The following is a 23,583-nucleotide window of genomic DNA, read 5'->3' as shown; positions in this document are numbered from 1 at the left end:
TATATCGAAGCTCTTTTTTAACTGTATTTTGTATTTAAAGGTATATTTTTGACACTTATTCTTTTGTCTTTTTTTCTTGTGTAGGCAAATGTCCGTATTTAATTTTATAACACTTGGTGAAATAGGAGGGAGAAGTAAATCCTACTTTATAGCTAATTTCGTTGATGTTATTATTTCCTTTTTCGATCAATTGTTTTGCTTTTTCTAATCGTACATTTCTAATAAACTCATTAACCGAAACGCCTGTTAATGTTTTTATTTTTCGATACAACTGACTTCTGCTTAGGAAAATTTTAGAAGATAGAAGTTCTACCGTTAATTCAGGTTCGCTAATGTTTTCGTTGATAAAATGCAGGATTTTTTGAATGAAATCATTATCGAGCGAAGTTGTTTTTTCTTTGCCATCTTTGGTGATTCCGCTATAAAACTTCTTAAACATGATTTGCCTGCTTGTAATAAGCTGCGCCAGACTCGATTTTAGAATATCTAATTCAAATGGTTTGCTCAAATACATATCAGCACCGGAATCTATGCCTTCTAAACGGTCTTTTACCATTGCTTTTGCCGAGAGCATTAATAACGGAATGTGGCTTGTTTTTAAATCGCCTTTTATGTTTTTACACAATTGTAATCCATCCATTACAGGCATAATAACGTCTGTAATGATTAAATCCGGTAATTTCTGAACCGCAAGTTCATAACCTTTCTGACCATTTTCCGCTGCAATAACCTTATATAATTTGCTGAGTTCATGCTTGAGATAATTTCTTAGTTCAGGATTGTCTTCAACAATTAAAACAGTATAGGGTTTTGCAGTTTCGACAACATCATTTTCAATAGTTTGATTTGTTTCATCATCTTCATCAGAAGAATGATTAACAGATTCAGTCAGAAAATGGTTTTTAGTTTTTTCGGTTTTGAAAATCTCGTTGATTATTTCACTTTTCTTATACAAAGATTTCCCTAAAGGAAATGTTACCATAAATTTTGTGCCTTCTCCGACCTGACTCTCGACATCAATTCTTCCTTTATGCAGCTCCACAAATTCTTTTACAACCTCTAAACCAATTCCTGTACTTCCGTAATAATCTTTATTTACATTATTGACCTGATAGAATCTGTCAAATATTCTTTTTAGATCTTTTTTGTGAATTCCGGAGCCTGTATCGGTAATAGTTATGGAAAAAGAAGGAACTCTGTTTCCAGTAATTAACAGTGAATTATCAAGATCTGATTTAGCGATAGAAATAGTAATAGAGCCATTATCCGGCGTAAATTTAAAGGCGTTTGAAATAATATTAAACAGTATTTTTTCGAGCATTTTAGGATCTAGCCAGTCTTCAAGTTCCTCAAATGCAGACTCAAAATTAATAGTGATGTTTCGTGCCGCAGCTTCTTCATCAAAATAACCAATGATTCCTTGTGTAAAGGCTACAACTTCAATTTTTTTGGCCTGAAGGGAAATTTTGTTGAACTCTAATTTATTAAAATCCATAAGCTCATTGATTAGTCTCGAAAGTCTGTCTGAACTTTTATGTACAATTTTTAATTTATTATGTATTTCCGGAGATACATTTTTACTTCTTAAAATGTCTTCCAAAGGATTTATAATCAATGTTAATGGCGTTCTGAATTCGTGCGAAATATTGGTAAAGAATTGTAATTTCTTATTGTTTAATTTCTCTGACTGAATGTTTTTTTCTTTTTCTAATAGTATCGCTTGTTTGGCTTTAAAACGATTTTGATAAATTTTATTCAGGTATATAATCAGGAAAACTAAAATAGAAGTGTACAATAAATAAGCCCAAAAGGTTTTCCACCACGGAGGAAGGATTTTTATTTTTAATTCTAATGGAGTATTGCTCCATGAACCGTCTGCATTTGCCGATTTTACTTTAAAAACATAATCGCCCGGCGCCAGATTGGTATACGTTGCGGTTCTGTTATTTCCCACATAATTCCAATCCTTTTCAAAACCTTGGAGATAATAAGCGTATTGATTTTTCTTAGAATAATTATAGTTGATTCCCACATATTCAATCGTAAAAACAGATTGTGTATAGTTGAGAACAATTTCGTTAGTCTGAGCAATTACTTTGGTTAAGGGCGAGGAATCTTCATTAGGTTTTACGGATTTATTGAATAATTTGAAATCGCTGAAATATAATTTTGGCGCTTTCTCTGTTTTTTTGATCTCGTTAGGATTAAAATAATTTACTCCCTCATAACTGCCAAAATACAACTCTCCATTTCCACCTTTAAAGACAGCATTATTGTTGAAATCATTATCAACAAGACCATCATCTTTAGTAAAATTGGTACTTTTTTTATTTTTGAAATCGAGTTTTGTTAATCCTGATCCGCCGCTTATCCATAAAGATCCGTTGTTGTCAGAAATTATGGCACGAACAGATTTTTCTTTAAAACCCGGAAAATTATTATAATTCGAAAATGTCTTGTCTTTTTTGTTGTAATTAAACAATCCTTCGCCATCAGTTCCTATCCAAATTGTTTTATCGTTGGATTCATAGATCGATAAAATAGTCTGAATACTATTATACTTCGTTTTGTCCTTGAACATCGCATCACGCATATTGGTCACTTTAAAATCAGAGTCATCTTTTAAACTTACCTGATATAATCCCAGAATTGTTCCAATCCACAAAACATTATCAGAGTCTACAAAAACTTTACGAATAAAAGCATTATCTAAAGCATTGTCTGTAAATGATTTCGACTCACAATGAATAAAAGTGTTGCTTTTATTATCAAAATAATGCAATCCTTTTATGAAAGTTCCAATCCATATTCGGCCTTTTGAATCTTCAGAAAAACTAAAAATCCGATTCGATTTTAATCCCGAAGTATTTGCTGTATTGTAGTTTATGAATCGGGTAGTGCCATTTTTCAAAAAGTAGATGCCGCGATCCCAGCTTCCTATCCAGATATTTTGTTTACTGTCGATAAATATGGTCTGAATATCAGCAGCGTCCAAACCGGAATAGTAGCTTTGATTGTTTTTGTTTACGTGAATGTAACTTTTATTGGTAAGATTATAAATATCAAGACCTCCGCCTTCATTACTGATTAACAGATTGCCTTTTTTGTCTTTCAGAACCGAAGTTACATAACCGGTCTGTAAAGAATTGTCGTTGTTTACCTGTGATTCAAGGGAATTGAATTTGTTATTGGGTTTGTCAAATACACCAAGCCCTTTATTAAAATAGCCTAACCAAAGCCGTTTTTCTTTATCTTCGAATAAGGACCAAACCGAATTGGATTTTAAACTAAAGTCATTGTATTTACTGTGCAAATATTTCTGCAATACTTGCCCTTTGTAATTTACAACCAATAATCCGTCATTTTCGGTACCGCAAATTATATAATCGTGACTGCTTTCTATAATCGATAAGATTTTGTTTTTGGTAATAGCATAACTTTCAAATTGGTAATTGTCTGTTTCGGGTTTAATTTTTATCAGACCACTTTCAGTTGTTCCCAACCATATGTATCCAAATTTATCTATAACAAGATTTTCGATGTCATCTAATAAAGGTTCTCTTTTGAATTTATCTTTATAAACCTGTTTGAGTTTTCCATTTAAATCAAGTTCTAAAAGACCGTAACTTGTTCCTAAATAAATAATTCCGTGCTTGTTTTTTACCGAAGATTTTATTAGAAAATTAAATTTGTCCAATACCTTCGACGGAATCAGAGCAGCTTTTAAAGTTTTTATATTGAGTTTGAATAATCCAAAACCGTACGTACCCAAGATTAAATTGCCGTTGTTATCCTGAATAATTGTTTTCACGGTAATAGGCTCGTCATAACCTTTTCTAATAACATCCCCAATATTGATTTTGGTAAAATTGTCTAAATCCCTGTTGTACAAACACAAACCGTCATCGGTACCAACCCATAAGTTATTATTAGAATCAATGAAGGTTGCATAAATAAAGTTGCTGTTTATTGAACCGGGCTTTTTATCGTATTCATATCCAAAATAATTTACCCCATCGTATCGATACAAACCCTTGCCGTTTGTACCTATCCAAATAAAACCGTTTTTATCCTGAATAATCGAAGAAATGGCTCTTTTGGTAGTGGTTTCTTGTATGCCTCTAAATTGGTAACTATCAAATTTACCTTGTGAAAACAGGCAGTTGATAATCGAAAAGAAGCATAAGAGAATATATTTGATATTTTTCATTTACATTTTAATGTTATTATTTATCAACCTTGATTGAAAATAAAATGGGCAATTGATTCTTTTTTAAGAATATGTACTAATTAAGAATTGAAATGTGCCGTTAGGTACTAAATATTGGTAGTCATTATAGTACCAAAATTCGTTAGCGTGCCGCAGGTACGCAACAAAATGATAACTATTGCGTACCTACGGCACGCTAAATTTATTCTAATTCATTTTTTCTACCAATATTAAGTGGCTAACGGCACAAATTGCAGACTTTCAACTCTTGATTGGCATAATATATAAAGCAATATTAATAAAAGTAAATAGAACACTTAATTTTTTTTATCTAAATTTCTCTTATTGCCAAAAACCTGAGTTCGATTATTGCCCGCTTATGGGATAATCGTACTCAGGTTGTAAAGTTGTTAAAAAAAAATATTATTCCGGACAGCTTTTATTTTAGTTCAAACTTGCCGGTAAGTCCTTCATTAGAATTCCAGCCAACCATGACATTAAATAGACCGGATTCTATCAAAAATTTGCCGTCATTGTCATAAAATCCTAATTCTTTGTCTGTTAATGTAAATTGAATTGTTTTAGTTTCTCCTTTTTTTAAGGCTACAAGTTCAAAGCCTTTTAATTCTTTAACTGGTCTAACAATACTGGCAGCTGGATCATTTATATACAATTGAACCACTTCTTTTCCGTCAAAATTACCTGTATTGGTAACCTCAATAGAAACTTCAATTTTTTCACCTTTCTGAAACGAAGGTTTTGCTATTTTCAGATTTTTATAGGCAAAAGAAGTATAACTTAATCCGTAGCCAAAAGGATATAAAGGTGTTTTCTCAACATCAGAATAATGTGACCAAAAAACATTTTGATCTTTATCAGTAGGTCTTCCTGTATTGTATAAATTGTAGTAAATAGGGCATTGGCCTACATTTCTAGGGAATGACATTGGCAATTTACCACTCGGGTTATAATCTCCGTACAAAACCTGTGCAATTGCATTTCCGGATTGTGTTCCTAACTGCCACGCTTCAACAATAGCAGGAATGTTGGCTGCTGCCCAGGGTAATGCTAAGGGACGTCCGTTATTTAAAACCAAGACGATATTAGGATTTACTTTATAAATTTCCTCTAATAATTGCTGTTGATTACCGGGTAAACCAAGTTCTGTTCTGCTGCGTGCCTCGCCGCTTTGAAAACCAATTTCGCCTAAAACCATTACTACCACCTCGGCATCTTTTGCCGCTTTTTTTGCTGCTTCAAATCCTGAGAAATCAGTTGTGTTAACTTTTACTTCATCTAGAAATGTTTGTTTATTTGTAGCCACATCAGTTCCTTTTTCATAAACTAATGTGTTGTTTTTATATTGCTGCATCCCTTCAAGAACTGAAATTGCTGTATTGTCATCAGCTGCAATTCTCCAACTTCCCAAAGGACTGTTTTTATCATTTGCCAAAGCACCAATTAAAGCGATTTTAGCTCCAGTTTTTTTCAAAGGCAAAAGGTTCTTATCATTTTTCAATAAAACGATAGATTTTTTTGCCATATCAAGAACGTTATCATTATTTGCTTGACTGCCAATATCTGATTTTTCGCGGGCCTCGTCACAATATTTATATGGATTATCGAACAGGCCTAATTCAAATTTTACTCTAAGAATTCTGCGAACAGCATCGTCGATAACACTTTCTTTTACCGATCCTTTTTTAACCAATTGAATTAATTCTGTCACATAAATATTAGATTCCATATCCATGTCAGAGCCTGCAATGGCTGCTTTTTGAGCTGCATCAGCACCATTAGCCACATAACCGTGGGTAATCATTTCGGCTATAGAAGCCCAGTCAGAAACAACAAAACCTTTAAATCCCCACGCTCCTTTTAAAATATCTCTTTGCAAAAAGCTGTTTCCCGTTGCAGGAATACCATTTAGCGTATTAAATGAATTCATAAAAGTGCTAATTCCCGCATCGACTGCTGCCTTAAAAGGTGGTAGTACAGTGTTGTATAACTTAGAATTACTCATATCTACACTGTTATAATCGCGGCCTGCTTCTACAAAACCATACCCTGCAAAATGCTTTGCACAAGCTGCAATAGAGGTATTTGCGCCTAGCTTTTCCCCTTGAAAACCTTTGACTCTTGCAATGGCAATTTTGCTTCCCAGATAGGGATCTTCGCCAGCGCCTTCCATTACTCTTCCCCATCGAGCATCATTTGAGATGTCTACATTAGGTGCAAAAGTCCAGTTTAATCCCGAAGCAGATGCTTCAAGAGCAGCTACTCGAGCCGAGTTTTTAATTGCTTCTAAGTCCCAGCTTGCGGCTTCTGCCAGTGGAATAGGGCTGAGGGTTTTGTAACCATGTATCACATCAAAACCAAAAATAAGCGGAATCCCAAGACGGGTTTCTTCGACAGCCATTTTTTGCACGGCTCTAACTTCTTTAACACCTCGAACGGTCAGCATAGAACCTACCCATCCCTTTTTTATATTATTGTATTTTTCTTCATTCGAGCCTGATTCTGGTTTTGGTCCGGTAACATCCCAGGAACCATTGTATTGATTCATTTGGCCTACCTTTTCTTCTAATGTCATTTCTTTGATCAAAAGAGAAATTCGATCTTCAATTGGTTTATTGGCATCTAGATGCTTTTTTGTTTGAGCATATCCGTTTGCAAAAACGATTAGCGCTAAAAATGCATATTTTTTAATTTGTTTTTTCATCATTGTGTTTTTTGGTTTTATAGTAGAGGTTTTAGTAATAAAGGACATCAATAAAATTTTAGATTGTAAATGTAATTTTAGAGTAATAATTAGAATAGTAAATTTGAAGCATTATGTCAGACAAATGATGTATTTACAATCTTCACAAATAATAAAACAAAGAGATTAACGGCATTTGGCAAAAAGAGGAAGTATTTTGTATTTGATGCTTTTCTGCTGCAGCTTATCAAAAAACGGCTTTAAAAGGTTCGTGTTATTTTCAATATTTGGGACAATGACGACTTTTCTTGTGCCTTCTCTTTATTAAGAACTCTTTGCGTCATAAACCCGGATAGTTTAGGTGATAGCGATTTTAATTTGATCAATGCAACAAATGAGTTAGTTCTTTGATACAAATGGGTACTATGACAAAATCAAGTTTTAAGGACATTTGCAAGGGCAATTTTTTATTGCATGAAGCGTGTTCCGCATAATATTTCACTTTTAAACAAAAACTAACTAACCACTAACTACTAATTCACATGAAAAAACTCTTTTTACTAAGCTGTATTTTTATTGTTTGTCAGAATGTTTCTTCGCAAAATAAAGCTACAGAAGTAACATTGGTAAAAACAGAAAATAAAACTATTATCAATAAACATATTTATGGTCATTTTGCAGAACATTTAGGCAAATGTATTTACGGAGGACTTTTTGTTGGTGAAGACAGTAATATTTCGAATACAAAGGGTGTTCGTAACGATATAATCAAAGCATTGAAAGATTTAAAAGTTCCTAATCTTCGCTGGCCCGGAGGATGTTTTGCCGATACTTATCATTGGAAAGATGGAATTGGTCCTAAAAAAGACAGACCAAATATTGTCAATCGCTGGTGGGGAGGAACTGTTGAAGACAATAGTTTTGGAACTAATGAATTTTTAGATATGTGCGAAGCTATTGGAGCAGAGCCTTATTTAGCAGGAAATGTTGGAAGCGGATCTCCTCGTGAATTAGACGAATGGGTTCAGTATGTAAATTACGAATCAGGTTCTCCAATGTCTGATTTGAGAAAGAAAAATGGCAGAGAAAAACCATGGAAAGTTACTCTTTGGGGAGTTGGAAATGAAATGTGGGGATGTGGCGGAAATATGACTGCAGAATTTTATGCTAATTTATACAGGCAGTATGCGACTTTTATCCCGGACGGAAGTGGAGATAAAAAATTATTCAGGATAGCCTCAGGTGCCAATGGTGATGATTATCATTGGACAGAAGTTTTAATGCGTGATATTCCTAAGGGACTTATAGAAGCTGTGGCTTTGCATTGGTACTCCGTTTCAAATTGGGAAAAGAAAGGATCATCTGTAAAATTTGATGAAAAGCAGTATTTTGAAACCATGAATGCAGCTGTTAAAATGGAAGAGTTAGTTCAAAAGCATTCTGCAATCATGGATAAATACGATCCGGAAAAGAAAATTGCTTTGATAGTAGACGAGTGGGGCGGATGGTATGATACCGAAGAAGGTGCAAGTGTTTTATACCAGCAAAACACAATGAGAGACGCTATGATTGCAGGTGTAACATTAAATGTGTTTAACAATCATGCAGATAGGGTAAAAGGTGCAAATTTGGCTCAAATAGTTAACGTTTTACAAGCCGTGATTTTGACTGATAAAGAAAAAATGGTACTTACTCCCACTTATCATGTCATGAAAATGTATAATGTACATCAGGATGCTGTCCTGATTCCTTTAAAAATAGAATCTCCAAAATATATTTTTGAGACTAAAGAATTACCGGCGGTTTCTGTTTCAGCTTCAAAAGATAAAGCAGATTTAACGCATATTTCACTTGTAAATATTGATTTAAATAAAGAAAACAAAGTTAAAATTAATTTAAAAGAACTGGGAATAAAAAGCATAAAAGGAGAAGTCCTGTCCTCTTCGAAAGTTCAGGATTATAATTCTTTTGAGAATCCAAACAAGATAAGTCCGGTTGCTTTTACTAAATTTTCAGTAAAGAATGATACTTTAGAAGTTACAATCCCACCTTTTTCTGTTGTGGTTTTACAAGGAAAGTAAAAGTACAGCATATAGAATAAATTGCAATTATGGTATTGCCATACTTTCACAATGAAATGAAGTATAGCGATACCATAATTAATTAAAAGCGGTTAAAGATGGACCAAAACATTTGTTATATTTGATTTTCAGGAACAGCAAAAAGAGGGATAAATAAATTTATACTAAATAATTATCTTTCTGAATCCTGAAGATTTACTCATCATTCTAAAATGAAAAAAAATACCAGAGAGCTCTACATTTCTATTTGCGTACTATTTTGGATTTTTTCTTTCCAAAGTATTGTCGGACAATCTTCTTATGTTTTTCATCATTTAGAAACTACAGAGGGGCTTTCAAATAATAATGTCAGAGCATTTCTAAGGGATAGTTACGGTTTTCTTTGGATCGGTACCGAGTCTGGATTAAATAGATATGACGGATATGGGTTTAAGATTTATAAAATGCATTCCGGGCTTCCTAATACCTTGTCTTCAAATAATATAATTGATTTACAGGAAGACGGTCTCGGTAATATCTGGATAGACTTTGGATATTATTATATGATTTATAAAAGAGATAAAGATTCTTTTTCAGATCCAAAATTGTTCTTGCTTAATCTGGGCATACAGCCGGATTTTAATGCTAAAGTTTTTATAGATAAAAATCGCAATCTCTGGGTTGTAAACAAAAAGAAAATATTTTTTCATGATTTCAGGAAAAAGAAAACTTCGGTATTCCAGTTAAAAACTACGTTAGAAGATGAAATTTCTATTACTGATAATGGTGAATTCTTGTACGCAATTCAATATAATTCAGGTGCTTGCTGGAAACTGAATAAAAAATCAGGAGTTTTGACGTTCCTGGAATTACCAGACGATGTTAAACAAGATACTACTAATGCTCTTAATATAATTTTTCTGGATAGTAATAATGGTTTGTGGATTTGTTCGGATAAAAGCGAACAGGTTTTTTACAAAAAAAATTCAACTGAACAGTGGCAAAAATTCGAATTGACTTCGGGATTAAAAACGCAGGCCAATCATATAACAAGTATTATTGAAAATCAACCGGGACAGATCTGGATAGGAACAGACCACAAGGGACTGTTTATCTATGACAAAGGAAAAGATCGGTTTGAAAATCTGGTATCTGATCCATGGGTAGAGACCGGCCCGTCCTCGAATAGTGTAAAGTGTCTTTACAAAGACAACAACGAGACTATCTGGGTGGGATATAATAAAAAAGGATTATCCTATTATCACGAAAGTTTTCGAAATTTCATCAATTTCAAGCACCCCCAATGTTCCGATATTATGTCTATAATGGAAGATCATCAGGGAAATATCTGGCTGGGTACTGATGGAAACGGATTGTATATAAAGGATAAAAAAACAGAGGCAGTCAGGAAACTCCCTGTTCCTGATATTGCCATAATATCTATATTCGAAGACAGGAAAAATCGTGTTTGGATTGGTACCTATCAAAAAGGACTTTTTTGTTATGAAAATGGCAAAATGATTCAGTATACCACAAAGAACAGCAAATTAAGCACTAATAGTATTTGGAATTTAAAAGAAGACCGCTACGGAAATGTATGGATAGGACCACTGGGTGGAAAAATTCAGGTATTACCAACAGATTCGGATAGTTTTAATGCTGTACTTACCCCATTTGATGATATTGTCTATGCGCTGGATATGTTTTACGATGGTGGTGATAAAATGTACTTTGGTACTGTAAATGGATTATTAGTAATTGATATTACCAATTACAAGAAGATTTTATATCATGGAAATAGGAGAAGGAATCAAACTTTTCCTCAGGATCAAATTTCAAATGTTTATAAAGATAAACGTGGTTTGATATGGCTTGGTACTAATGACGGATTGATCATTTGGAATCAAAAAAAGGATGCACTTTATTATTTTAACAAAGAGAGTGGTTTATGCGATAACTCAATTAAAGGCATAACAGAAGATAATTTCAATAATATTTGGGTAACAACCAGCAACGGACTTTCAATACTTACAGTGAGGCCTATATCAAACGGAGAATTTTCTTTTTCAAGTAAAAATTACTCTGTCAAAGATGGTCTTATGAATAATTTTTTTAATGACCGCTCTTTTTGCAAATTACGAAATAATGATATTCTGCTTGGAAATGTGGAAGGATATACTATTTTGAATCCGAATAAATTGTATGAAAAAGACCAATCTACACCAAAGGTTATTTTTACGGAATTGACAGTTGGTAACAATATAATTCAGGTCGACTCTTATTATGATGGTCATAAGCTGCTCGACCATTCAATGCAATTAACTTCGGAGTTAAACTTCAGGCACGATGATAAGCTTATTTCCTTACAGTTTACAACAGGAAATTTATTGAATGCCGATAAGGTGAAATATGTTTATCGGATAGAAGGCTTTAGTACACAATGGCTGCCAACTCAAAAAAATAAAATAGTAATATCGTCACTTCCAACAGGTAATTACAAACTTTTAATAAAAGCACGTAATGCTGATGGTCTCTGGAACAATATCCCTACAGAATTATCTATTAATGTAATGCCTCCTTTTTATTTTTCAATTTGGGCTTTTATCATCTATGCAATTTTAATTATTGGTACGCTGATATTCTTTGTACGTAAAACAAAAGAACGCCATTTTATAAATCTGGAACAGCAGCGTATTCAAATGGATCATGAGAGAGAAACACAAATCAATGAAATAAAACTCAAGTTCTTTACCAATATTAGTCATGATTTGCGTACTCCGCTTACCCTCATTATTACTCCTTTGCAGATTTTATTGAATGATGCAACGAGCGAAAGTATGAGAAAAAAGTTAAGTGTTATGTATAAAAATGCACAGCAACTTATGACACTAATAAACTCACTGCTGGATTTTCATAAACTGGATGTTGGAGTAGAGAGACTGAATTTAAAATCGGACGACTTTGTTGGTTTTAGTAATGAAATTTACCTTTTATTTTGCGTTTATGCCGAAGAGCGTAATATCAGTTTACTTTTATTCAGTGATATTGAAAGTTTAGTTATGTCGTTTGACCGCGATAAGATTCAGAAAATATTTTCAAATTTACTTTCAAATGCATTCAAATATACTTTAGACGGAGGTACTATAAAGATTCATATAAAAAGAGTCGGAGATAATGTTTGTGTTAGTGTTTCTGATACAGGTCGTGGCATTAGCGATATCGAAAAAGAACATATTTTTGAACGATTTTATCAGGCTCAGCAAGAACAGGAGAAAACAGGAACGGGTATAGGATTACATATTGTAGCCGAATATATCAATCTTCATGGAGGAACCGTAAATGTTACAAATAATGTTCCTCAAGGCAGTATTTTTACTTTTCAAATTCCTATCAGAGTGGCTGATTTAAATGCAGACTCAGAATATTTACCGGAAAATATTACGGAAGAATATACAACCGAAGAAGAAGATTATGGGCTTACAAATAAAAAAATATTACTATTTGTAGACGATAACAATGATTTTTGTGAATTTATTAAAGATAATCTCGAAGATACCTATACTGTAATAACGGCCAATAATGGAGAAGGAGCATTGCAATTGCTGCAAAAGTTTAATGTAACTATTGTTGTCAGTGATGTAATGATGCCTGTAATGAATGGGATAGAACTATGTAAAAAAATCAAAACAAATATTCATTGGTCTCATATTCCCGTTATTCTATTGACGGCACGTACTGCTGAAGAACATATAGTAGAAGGTTTGGAGCTTGGTGCAGATGATTACATAACCAAACCTTTTAATTTTAATTTGTTAAAACTGCGTATTCAAAAATTTGTCGAATGGACAGAGAAAAGTCATGCTTCGTTTAGTCAAAAGTTAGATGTTTCTCCTTCAGAAATTACTATTACTTCATTGGATGAAGCCCTGATAGTAAAAGCTATTAAGGTTGTGGAAGAACATATAAATGATATTGAGTTTTCTGTAGAAGCCCTTAGTACGGCTTTAGGTCTAAGCCGTGGTCATTTATATAAAAAATTGGTTGCGATTACGGGTAAAGGTCCAATAGAATTTATTCGAACGATACGACTAAAACGCGGACGCCAGCTTCTCGAAAAAAGCCAAATGCAAATTGCTGAAATAGCATACGAAGTAGGTTTTAATTCCCCAAAAAGATTCGCTAAGTACTTTAAGGAAGAGTTTGGTTTTTTACCTTCTGAATACTTACGTAATTATAAACAACAATAACAATGGCAGCTGGAGAGGAATTATTAAATGATCTCAAAAAGTAATACAGATTAAATACCAAATACAAGTACAATTTTAGAGAGTAGTAAGCCAATGTCATTAAGTTAAGCTTCCAAAAAATAAAATTATTGCAAATCAAATCCGTTTTTATCCGCGTTTTCACGAAGTAAATCTGTTTTATCCGCATCAAAATTAGACGCTGATTTTACTGATTCGCTAAAGCGAAAACGCTGATAAAAACGGATTTTTCTAATTACTTTCTGAATTAAACTGTTAAGTAATTTTATAGATTTCCCCTTAACTTAATGGCATTGAGTAGTAAGCTTAGGTTTACTACTTTTTTTTATACTGCTTATATTTTAATCTGCTCAATGAATTATACTTTTTTAAATCTTAATTGATGTAATTTCATAATGAATTGATTTATAAATGTATTTGAGAGCATAGGTTTTTCATTTAATACAATTGGTGCACTCTTGTAATACAAAAGGAAACGTTATGTGGTATTGTTTTCTTATTACTTTGTTTGCTTAAGAAACCATTTACTAACCATTGCCCCATTTTTAAACCATGAGAAAAAAACTACTTGTACTTTTGGCTATTTATCTTTTGAAGCTGTTAGAAAAATCAAGTAAGTTCTATTCTCCATTATTATTTTATTCATGAAAAAAAATCAGCTCATTTTTTACCTTCCTTGTTTTGCTTGTTCAGGCCGTTGGTTTGGCGCAAACCCAAAATCCAATCATTTTTGCCGATAGGCCTGAACTAACTAAATAACTAAAATGAAACATACTTATAAACTTATAGCGACATTTATAACGATCTTAAATTGTTCTATTGGCGATGCACAAAATCCTATTGTGCAAAGCAATTATACGGCAGATCCTGCACCAATGGTACATAACGGCACGGTATATCTCTATACGAGCCATGATGAAGACGATGCCAATGCCGATGGCAAAGGTTTTAAAATGCTCAATTGGTCACTTTATACCTCAACGGACATGGTCAATTGGACAGACCATGGAATAGTTGCTTCTCTAAAAGATTTTAGTTGGGCAAAGCAGGATAATGGTGCCTGGGCAGTTCAGTGTATTGAACGAAATGGTAAATTTTATTTATATTGTCCAGTGCATGGCGGAGGCATAGGCGTTTTGGTTTCAGATAGTCCTTATGGACCATTTAAAGATCCTATTGGCAAGAAACTTATTAATCATCATCCCTGGAACGATATCGATCCTACTCCATTTATTGATAAGGATGGTCAGGCATATTTGTATTGGGGGAATCCCGGCTTGTATTACGTAAAACTAAACAAGGACATGACATCCTGTTCGGGTGAAGTTAAACAAATACCCAATACTATAGCATCGTTTGGGAAACGCGAAGGAGAAAAAAATGAGATACGACCTACCACTTATGAGGAAGGACCATGGCTGTATCAACGCAATAGTCTCTATTATTTGTTTTTTGCCGCAGGACCAATTCCGGAACATATAGGTTATTCAACCAGTAAAAGCATAACTGGACCCTGGAAATATCAAGGTGTTGTGATGCCAACTCAAGGAGGTTCTTTTACCAATCATCCCGGCATAATTGATTTTAAGGGAAAGAGTTATTTTTTCTATCACAATAGCGCATTGCCGGGAGGTGGTGGTTTTACACGTTCAGTTTGTGTAGAAGAAGCTCAGTTTAATAAAGATGGTTCAATCGTGCAAATGAATATGACAGAAGGAATTAAAAAGAGTGTAAATCCATTAAATCCGTATGTCAAAACTGAAGCAGAAACCATTGCCTGGTCTGAAGGAGTAAAGTCAATGAATGATAATGAAGTTGGTAATTTTATTACGGCAAAATACAATGACGCTTTTGCCAAAGTAAGAGAGGTGGATTTTGGTAAAAAAGGCGCTTCGAAATTCACTGCGAGAATTGGCACCACACACAACGAAAATGTTTCAATGGAAATACGATTGGATACTAAAGATGGAGAGTTATTGGGGGCCGTAAATGTACCAATAAAGAAAGGTAATGAAAAATGGACATTGCAAACAATTGATGTTAAAAAAGCTTCCGGAATTCACGATTTGTATTTTGTTTTTAAAGGAAAAGCCAAGACCGATATACTGTATTTTGATTATTGGAAATTCTTAAAATAAATTTTAACAAAGGACAATCTGTTGTTAAAAAATCCCCTCTGCCACACGATCCTTTCGTGTGGCTTGCTTGTTTATACCAATAGCTGTTTTATATTTCAAAACCTTCTAATCTGATAGCAAAAAAGGCTACCACTAATTGGTAATAATCTACAGTTCTTGTAATTGTTCTTTCTTCAAAAATCTAATGATGTTGTATGGAGTCCAAAGAATCATCAAGTGTGAACTTATTGTTAAAAACGGGCCATTTCCTGCATTTATATAGAAAATACTCTCTTGTTGAAATGATAATTTATTATGATATTAAATATGAAAATAAAATAAATAAAGTCATTTTTTTATTACAAGTATAATAATTGCAACAATCGGCACCGTTTTTTGATACAAAATGAACCGTCGTTTGGGAATGCATTATTGTTAATTTGTTCCCAATAGATCGAAAATGTATTCAATGAAATAATGATAAGATTATTTCTGTCCAATACATTTTTTATGTAAAAAAATAACCACTTGACTAACTAACCAAAACCAATTAATTATGAATGAAAAACATGTAATTCAACGCTTTGTAAAAGCAAAGAAACTCTTTAAAAAATATGCATTACTGTTGCTGCTTTTTTCTTTTAGCCTGGCATCAGCTCAAAATTCTAATGTAAAAATTACAGGTACTATAGTAGAGGAGACAGAGAGTAAACCACTTTTTGGCGTCAATATTAATCTCAAAGGAGCTAAAACCGGTGTGTCTACCAATTTGGACGGTTCATTTTCTATCGATGCTAAAATCGGAGAAACACTTGTTGTAACTTATTTGGGTTATGTAAGCCGGGAAGTAAAGATTACCGGTAGCCAATTAAAGATTATCCTTAAAGAAGATCGAAAAGCACTTGATGAGGTGGTCGTAATTGGCTACGGTAAGTCAAAAAGAAAAGATCTAACCGGGGCGATATCTTCGATATCGGGACAAGACCTTATGAAAACACGTCCCACAACAATCGACCAGGCTTTGCAGGGTAAAGTAGCCGGGGTAGTAGTTCAGCAAACTTCCGGCCAACCCGGAGGAGGAGTTAATATACAGATACGAGGTTTGTCCTCTTTTGGTGGAAGCTCTCCCTTATATGTAATTGATGGCGTTATAATTGGTCAAAGTTATGGCGGAGCTAATGGTACAAACCCCTTATCCACAATTAACCCTTCGGATATTCAATCTATAGATGTATTAAAAGATGCATCAGCAACAGCAATTTATGGTTCGCAGGCAACTAATGGTGTAATTGTCATTACCACTAAAAGAGGAAGTGAAGGAGCTCCAAAAATTACTTATGAATTTTCAACCGGATATCAGGAGCTGATTAAGCAATATCCAACTATGAATTTAAGAGAGTATGCTAAGTTTATTAATGACAGGGCAGCTGTTTGGGGATTTGATAAAAGACCGGAATTTGTTAATCCAAATTATTTAGGTGAGGGTACAAACTGGCAAGAAGAATTATTCAGAAAGGCTCCTGTGGTGAGTCATATGTTAACTTTAAGCGGTGGTAATGACAAAACGCAGTATTTATTATCAGGATCTTTATTTAATCAGGAAGGTATAGCATTGGGATCTAAATTTTCGAGAGCATCGATAAGGTTAAATTTGGATAACAAAACTACAGACTGGTTAAAAATAGGGACTAGTTTACAGTTAACCCATATTGATGAGAATGTAAATTCAACAGGTTCAAATGTTATTGCAGAGGCATTAAGTCAGACACCGGATATCCCTGTAAGAAATCCTGATGGTAGTTTTGCGGGAGAAGAAAGTAGTGAAGGATGGATTAATAAACGTGTAAATCCGTATGCTCTTGCACTTACTAATGTAAATACTCCCAAAAGAAATCAGGTGTTCGCTAATTTTTATGCAGATATAGCATTTACAAAGGATTTATCCTTTAGAAATGAAGTGTCAGGGAACTTTTCATTTAGGACAGAAGATCGATTTAGCCCTACTTACAAGTTTGGGTTAGCGGAGAGATTAGTAAATGATGCCTATTATTCTTACAGTCAGGAGTATTTTACCACTTTTAGAAGTTTCTTAACGTATGCTAAAGTGTTTAAAAGCAAATACAATGTTAATATACTGGCAGGACATGAGGCACAATTGTTTCAATTCGAAAATGTTTCTGCAGCACGAAAAAATTTCATTTCAAACAGTGTTACTAATATAGGCAGTGGTGATCCGGCAACAGCAACCAATGGTGGAACCAGAGGAGACAATGCACAGGAATCTTTTTTTGGTCGTATTAATTTTATTTATGATGATAAATATTTGTTCACCGTAAATGCGCGTGCAGATGGTTCTTCAAAATTTGCACCAGAAAATCGCTGGGTAACCACTTATTCAGGAGCATTTGCCTGGAAATTAAATAACGAGAAATTTTTAAAAGGCTCAAAAACTATCAATGAATTAAAGCTTAGGGTAGGTTATGGTTCGACTAATAATCAAAATGTTAGGGACAATGCTTATATAACTACATTAAGGACAACTTCAACTGCTTTGGCGGGTAATGCACAAATTATTAATAGTTTAGGAAATCGTGAAGTTTCATGGGAAAAAACAGAATATAGTAATGCCGGGGTCGATGCATCACTTTTCGGTTGGAAACTTAATCTTTCAGTTGATGTTTATAATCGTCTGACAGATGGACTCTTGTTGCAACTTCCTTTACCATTGTATTCCGGAACAATTGGTGGGTCAGGAGTAATTAATCCTCCGTTTGTAAATGTTGGGGTGGTTAGAAACAGAGGAATTGACCTTCACTTGAGTTCAAGAAACATAACCGGAAACGGAGATGAATTTAGCTGGACTACCGATTTTACTTTATCACATAACAAAAATAAGGTATTAAAATTAAATACAGACGGCGCTTCATTGCTTGGAAAATATAATGGTAATGAAGTAGTTTCTGAAACACGGGTAGGTGGTTCTATTGGTGACTTTTATGGTTATAAAGTAGATGGGATATTTGCAACTGCTAAGGATTTTGAAACCCATGCTTTACCTACAGATACAAATGGGGCAGTTTTGCCAATTACGCCAAACCCTGGAGGGGTATGGTATGGAGACATGAAATTTAAAGACTTAAATGGTGATGGTGTAATTACAGAAAAGGATAGAACCTATTTAGGCTCTCCTATTCCTGTTGTTCAATTAGGGCTTGGTAATACTTTTACCTATAAAGGTTTTGACCTGAATATTTTCTTTAGTGCCAATATGGGTAATAAAGTAATAAATGGATTGAGGATTAACGGAGAAAATCCTTCGACACAATTTGGCTTCCTAAAATCATTAAATGATCATGCAGATTTGGCTTTAATTGATCCAAATGGTTCGGCTTCAGATGTCAATAACGTTTATGTTACCAATCCAAACACTACGATTGTAGGGCTTAAAAATAATGATAGTAACAGAAATCATCGTTTCTCTGACAAGTACGTCGAAAACGGATCTTTCCTCAGATGTAAAAACATGACTATGGGGTACACGATGCCAAACGACTGGATAAAAAAAATACACATAAGTTCTCTACGTGTGTATGTTAATATCAGTAATCCTTTTGTTATTACAAATTACAAAGGAATGGATCCGGAAATAGGTTCATGGAACCCGTTAGAAGCAGGAATTGATTATGGCTTCTATCCACAAGCCCGAACATTTACTTTGGGAGTTAATGTTGGATTAACTAAATAAAAATAAACTTAATAGAATAGAGAGATATGAAGTCAATATATAAAATAACTGTTTCAACCCTTTTGGGAATAATGGTTTTGACTGGTTGTCAGGATGATTTTCTGGATCGCCCTGCTCAGTCAGAGATAAGCACTGAAAATTTTTATCAGACAAAACAAGAGATCAGGTTAGGTACGGCTGCACTTTATAGCAGAGTATGGGCACAATGGAATAATATCGCATATATTCCATTAGGAGATATATTAAGCGGAAACCTTGTTATACCATGGCAAGGTGCGGATCTGGTACAGCTTAATACTTTTACCCTTTCAGGATCTAACCAACGTTTAACAGACGGCTGGACAGGACTATATACTATAGTTGCACACTGTAATGGCACCATTAAGGGTATTAATGAAAATACGCCGGCAACAGTTTCAGCCACAGATAAAAATGCCGGACTGGCTGAAGCAAGATTCATACGTGCCATGGCATACTATCATCTTGTAATGTTGTGGGGAGAAGTACCTATTATTGAAGATAATACGAAGTTGATAAAATCACCTTTGGTAAATAAAAATAGAATAGAAGATGTGTACCGATTTATTACTGAAGATTTAACTTTTGCTGTCGAGAATCTTCCTGCAACTGAGGAGAAAGGCAGAGTTACCAGCTGGTCAGCAAAGGGAATGTTAAGTAAAGTGTATTTAACAATGTCTGGATTAGGACAGCTCGGAGGTACGCGTAATCAGGAATACTTAAACAAGGCAAAACTGTATGCAAAGGATGTAATCGAAAACAGTGGTTTAGCCTTGCTTCCAAGTTATCCGGATCTTTTTAAAACACAATTCAATGATAATTCCGAGTCATTATTTGCACTGCAATGGTCTGTTACTAGTGGCTGGATGGAAGGGAATCAATTATTGACCTACTCGCCAAGTAAAGATATTAATCCTCAAAAAGATGGAGCATGGGGAGCTCCCTCACCTAGTTATGATCTGTATTTAGCTTATTCGAAGCAGGATTCTTTAAGACGTAAAGCGACTTTTATGGTGACAGGGGACCATTATGCCGAATTAAACGCTGCTGGTGGCGGTTATACTGCTACGGGACCAGGTATGAAAAAACATATTATTGGTAATGAGGCAGATAACAATGCTCCTGCAATGACCTTTTTGGGTTCCATACAGCATAATTCATTATTAAGATTAGCAGATATTTATTTAGTATATGCTGAGGCTATCCTGGGCAATAATGGATCTACAAGTGATGCCATTGCGTTATTGTATTTTAATAAGGTAAGAGAGCGAGCAGGTGTTGATCCGGTAACAGTACTTAATACAGATGTTATTTTAAATGAAAGAAGGCTTGAGTTTGCTTGTGAAGGACAATATTGGTTTGATCTGGTAAGGCTTTCTTATTATAATCCTCAAAAAGCAGTTAGTATTCTTAGTAATCAACAAAGAGTAAGATTTGATTATAATAGTGATACTGGGGTAGCTACGCCAACAGATCCTATTGGACCTATTTCTCCTGCTACCTTCGCCACTTTTACTTTACAGCTGCCTGCAGTAGAGGTGATTGCTAATCCTAAATTGAACGAACCATCAGTACCTTATTATGAATAGTTATAAAAAATATATAAACATGAAAAAAATAGTAAGTAATCGTGTTAATCATTTGTTTTTTTTAGGCATGATGCTGATGATTGCAATGTTAACATCTTGTAATAATGATGATGATTCAAATGGAGCTCCTGTTATTACAGAGGTGAGGAATTATGCGGCTGCTCCTAATGATACTCTTGTAAATAAATTGGTGCCTGGTCAGTGGGTAGTTTTAAAGGGATCAAATTTTAAAAATGCAGTTAAAATTGCTTTCAATGGTGTATCAATTCCATTCGATGTAGGGCTGTTTTCAGATACTTATGCTGTTGTACAGTTGCCTTATGTAATTCCATTTCCTTCAGTTCCTGAAAATCAATTAAATACTATTGAGGTCGCTACTGCAAGTGGTTCCGCAATTTTCAAAATTGATATCGTTGCCGGACCACCTTCGCTTGCTGGTATTTCAAACGAAAACCCGGTTGAAGGTGAGATTGTTACTGTATTTGGAACCAATTTATTTCTTATAAGCGAGCTCAGTTTTGGAGGGGTAGCAATAACTGATTATGTAACAAAAGAGGATGGAACTGCCATTAGCTTTCCAGTTTCTACTTTGACAAGCGGACCCTTAAAAATAATTACAGCATCTGGTGAAATTCTAACAACATTTAATGTTAATGATCTTACGATAGGTATGCTTTGTAATTTTGATACTATTGGCAGCATGGCATGGGGTACATCGACTAGCGATAATGATCCCGATTTCCCGGGTAACCATGGATGGTATCCTATTTTAGACACTCCTATTCTTAATGCTGGTAACGGAGCCTGGTGGGAAGGCGGTCGAAGCATTAATATCGAAAATGGATCAGAATGGGTTTCAGCGGCTGATTTAGATTTAGATATCGATCAATTTGCGCTTAAGTTTGAACTTAATGTTCCCGGAGATTGGAACGGTATATCAATGTTTATTGTTAGAGATTACAATTGGGATTTTTTGGCACGTTTTGAGCCATGGAAACTTTCAGAAACTAAAAGAGCTAATTTCACTACAAAAGGAAAATGGGTAACAGTAACAATTCCATTGACTGAATTCCGTACAAAAAAAGATGGTATAGACGGTACAGGTAATCCGGCAACAAGCTTTTCAGAATTATTTGGTTCAAAAAAGAAGACTATAAATTTCTTTGCTGTTAATACCTCTGACAAATCCAGTACAACTGGTCTTCGTGCAGGGATTGATAATATCAGGATTGTGAGAATCAAATAACAAAAATCTTTTAATTCAATAACAAATTAATAGTAAAAATAAAGACCTGCATCTATCTCATGAAAGTTAAACTTTTCTGCAGGTCTTAAATAAAATTGATTATTAATTCTAATAACAAAAACAGAAAATGAAATTTAAACATTTTTATAAAATTGTACTACTGCTGATTGTTGCCGGATTTTCGGTTTCTTGTTCAAAAAACGAAGAGGAACCACAGCTAACGGTTTCAGCAAAAATAGTTTCTTTTGAACCAGCTGGAGGTACATCAGAAGACATCACCATTGAAGCTAACAGTGCATGGAGTCTAAGCAATTCGGCAGCATCGTGGTTGCAATTAACGACAACAAGCGGTAGTAGTGGAGCTACTACAACAAAATTTACAGCTTTAAGTAATGAAACCGGATTTACCAGGTCTGTTGTACTAACTGTTGAGGCTAATAATGGTCAGGCCCGAAGAATTACAATTACACAAAGAGGTAATTTATATCCAACCTATAATTTAACGCCTAAAGCTCCCGATGAAACAGGAATGAGCAGTACAGCGATGCAATTGTCTGCAAAAATGCATTTGGGAATAAATTTTGGCAATACCATGGAAGCTCCAACCGAAGCTGAGTGGGTGAATAGTAAAATTACCGAATCGTATGTGAAATTTATAAAAGAAAAAGGGTTCAATTCTGTAAGGATTCCATGTGGTTGGGTTTGGACCCATTTAAGCGATCCGGCAAAAGCAAAAATTGACCCTGCGTGGCTTAACCGCGTGAAAGAAGTAGTTGGATGGTGTGTGGATAATGATATGTATGTGATACTAAATGCTCACGCGGATAATGGCTGGCTTGATAATAATATCACTAAGGCAAAGCAAGAGTCCATTAATGCAATGCAAAAGGCGATTTGGGAACAGATTGCTACCACCATGCGTGATTTTGATGAGCACCTTATATTTGCCGGTGCAAATGAACCTCCGGCTGATGATGCCGAAAAGATGGCCATACTTAATGGTTACTACGAAACATTCATCAAGGCAGTTCGCGCTACCGGAGGTAAAAACAGTTACAGGGTGCTGGTTGTACAGGGGCCCAGAACTGATGCTGCTCTAACTTTTGATCTGATGAATACGATGCCAACAGACAACATTCCTAACAAATTGATGGTTGAGGTACATAACTATACACCTGCTTTATTTACGATCGTAACCGATGCAGATGTAAGTTGGGGTAAGATGATTTATTACTGGGGAGCCGGGAATCATTCTACTATTGAGCCGGAACGCAACGCCACCTTTGGTGAAGAGGATGTGATTGATTCTGAATTCCAAAAAATGAAACAGAAATTTGTTGATAAAGGTATCCCTGTAATACTGGGCGAGTATGCAACCTGGAGAAGAACTCCCGGCCTTGGCAAGCCTGTTCCTAAGGATATGGATATGCACAACAAGTCTGTGAATTATTGGTCCTATTATGTGACCAAACAGGCTAAAGCGAATGGTATTGTGCCATTCTGGTGGGAGATAGGTTTTATGTTAGACAGAGCTAATGATAAGGTAAAAGACCAGGCTATGTTGGATGCCATTATTGAAGGAGGTAAGTAAGACACTATAACTAAATAAAATACAGTTTTGCAGGGCATCGT

The 23,583-nt window shown here is 34.7% G+C and carries 9 protein-coding genes; 7 read left to right on the top strand and 2 right to left on the bottom strand.

Annotated elements, in window-relative coordinates:
- Positions 1-55 precede the first annotated feature (55 nt).
- Entirely contained in the window at positions 56-4,210 is a 4,155-nt protein-coding gene (locus LPB88_RS09525; protein ID WP_230714925.1) for a two-component regulator propeller domain-containing protein, read from the bottom strand.
- A 439-nt stretch (positions 4,211-4,649) separates the two neighbouring features.
- The gene (gene bglX, locus LPB88_RS09520) at positions 4,650-6,932 is read right to left on the bottom strand and encodes a beta-glucosidase BglX (protein WP_230714963.1); all 2,283 of its coding nucleotides are present in this window, start codon (positions 6,930-6,932) and stop codon (positions 4,650-4,652) included.
- 521 nt (positions 6,933-7,453) lie between these two features.
- On the opposite strand from bglX, the gene LPB88_RS09515 reads away from it, so the two are divergent.
- From LPB88_RS09515 to LPB88_RS09485, 7 genes are all read left to right on the top strand, one after another.
- Entirely contained in the window at positions 7,454-8,992 is a 1,539-nt protein-coding gene (locus LPB88_RS09515) for an alpha-N-arabinofuranosidase (RefSeq protein ID WP_230714923.1), read from the top strand.
- A gap of 212 nt (positions 8,993-9,204) precedes the next feature.
- Entirely contained in the window at positions 9,205-13,218 is a 4,014-nt protein-coding gene (locus tag LPB88_RS09510) for a two-component regulator propeller domain-containing protein (RefSeq protein WP_230714922.1), read from the top strand.
- Between the two features lie 782 nt (positions 13,219-14,000).
- A complete protein-coding gene (locus LPB88_RS09505) occupies positions 14,001-15,374 on the top strand; it encodes a glycoside hydrolase family 43 protein (RefSeq protein ID WP_230714921.1) in 1,374 nt (457 codons plus the stop codon).
- A gap of 535 nt (positions 15,375-15,909) precedes the next feature.
- Complete coding sequence (locus tag LPB88_RS09500; protein WP_230714920.1) at positions 15,910-19,098, top strand: TonB-dependent receptor; 3,189 nt, start codon at positions 15,910-15,912, stop codon at positions 19,096-19,098.
- A gap of 26 nt (positions 19,099-19,124) precedes the next feature.
- Positions 19,125-20,705 carry a RagB/SusD family nutrient uptake outer membrane protein gene (locus LPB88_RS09495; protein WP_230714918.1) on the top strand — a complete coding sequence of 527 codons (1,581 nt, stop codon included), beginning with the start codon at positions 19,125-19,127 and terminating at the stop codon, positions 20,703-20,705.
- Positions 20,706-20,724: 19 nt separating this feature from the next.
- Positions 20,725-21,951 carry a glycan-binding surface protein gene (locus LPB88_RS09490; protein ID WP_230714907.1) on the top strand — a complete coding sequence of 409 codons (1,227 nt, stop codon included), beginning with the start codon at positions 20,725-20,727 and terminating at the stop codon, positions 21,949-21,951.
- Between the two features lie 127 nt (positions 21,952-22,078).
- Positions 22,079-23,542, top strand: coding sequence for a cellulase family glycosylhydrolase (locus tag LPB88_RS09485; RefSeq protein ID WP_230714906.1), 1,464 nt, complete (start codon positions 22,079-22,081; stop codon positions 23,540-23,542).
- Positions 23,543-23,583: the final 41 nt, after the last annotated feature.

Origin of the sequence: Flavobacterium sp. JAS (genome assembly GCF_020991455.1) — a bacterium.
Lineage (GTDB): Bacteria > Bacteroidota > Bacteroidia > Flavobacteriales > Flavobacteriaceae > Flavobacterium.
This window is presented reverse-complemented; position numbering and strand designations above follow the sequence as displayed.

Coding starts and splice junctions, on each gene's coding strand:
- LPB88_RS09500 (WP_230714920.1), top strand. CDS start 15,910: ATGAATGAAAAACATGTAATTCAACGCTTTGTAAAAGCAAAGAAACTC.
- LPB88_RS09515 (WP_230714923.1), top strand. CDS start 7,454: ATGAAAAAACTCTTTTTACTAAGCTGTATTTTTATTGTTTGTCAGAAT.
- LPB88_RS09525 (WP_230714925.1), bottom strand. CDS start 4,210: ATGAAAAATATCAAATATATTCTCTTATGCTTCTTTTCGATTATCAAC.
- LPB88_RS09495 (WP_230714918.1), top strand. CDS start 19,125: ATGAAGTCAATATATAAAATAACTGTTTCAACCCTTTTGGGAATAATG.
- LPB88_RS09490 (WP_230714907.1), top strand. CDS start 20,725: ATGAAAAAAATAGTAAGTAATCGTGTTAATCATTTGTTTTTTTTAGGC.
- LPB88_RS09510 (WP_230714922.1), top strand. CDS start 9,205: ATGAAAAAAAATACCAGAGAGCTCTACATTTCTATTTGCGTACTATTT.
- bglX (WP_230714963.1), bottom strand. CDS start 6,932: ATGAAAAAACAAATTAAAAAATATGCATTTTTAGCGCTAATCGTTTTT.
- LPB88_RS09505 (WP_230714921.1), top strand. CDS start 14,001: ATGAAACATACTTATAAACTTATAGCGACATTTATAACGATCTTAAAT.
- LPB88_RS09485 (WP_230714906.1), top strand. CDS start 22,079: ATGAAATTTAAACATTTTTATAAAATTGTACTACTGCTGATTGTTGCC.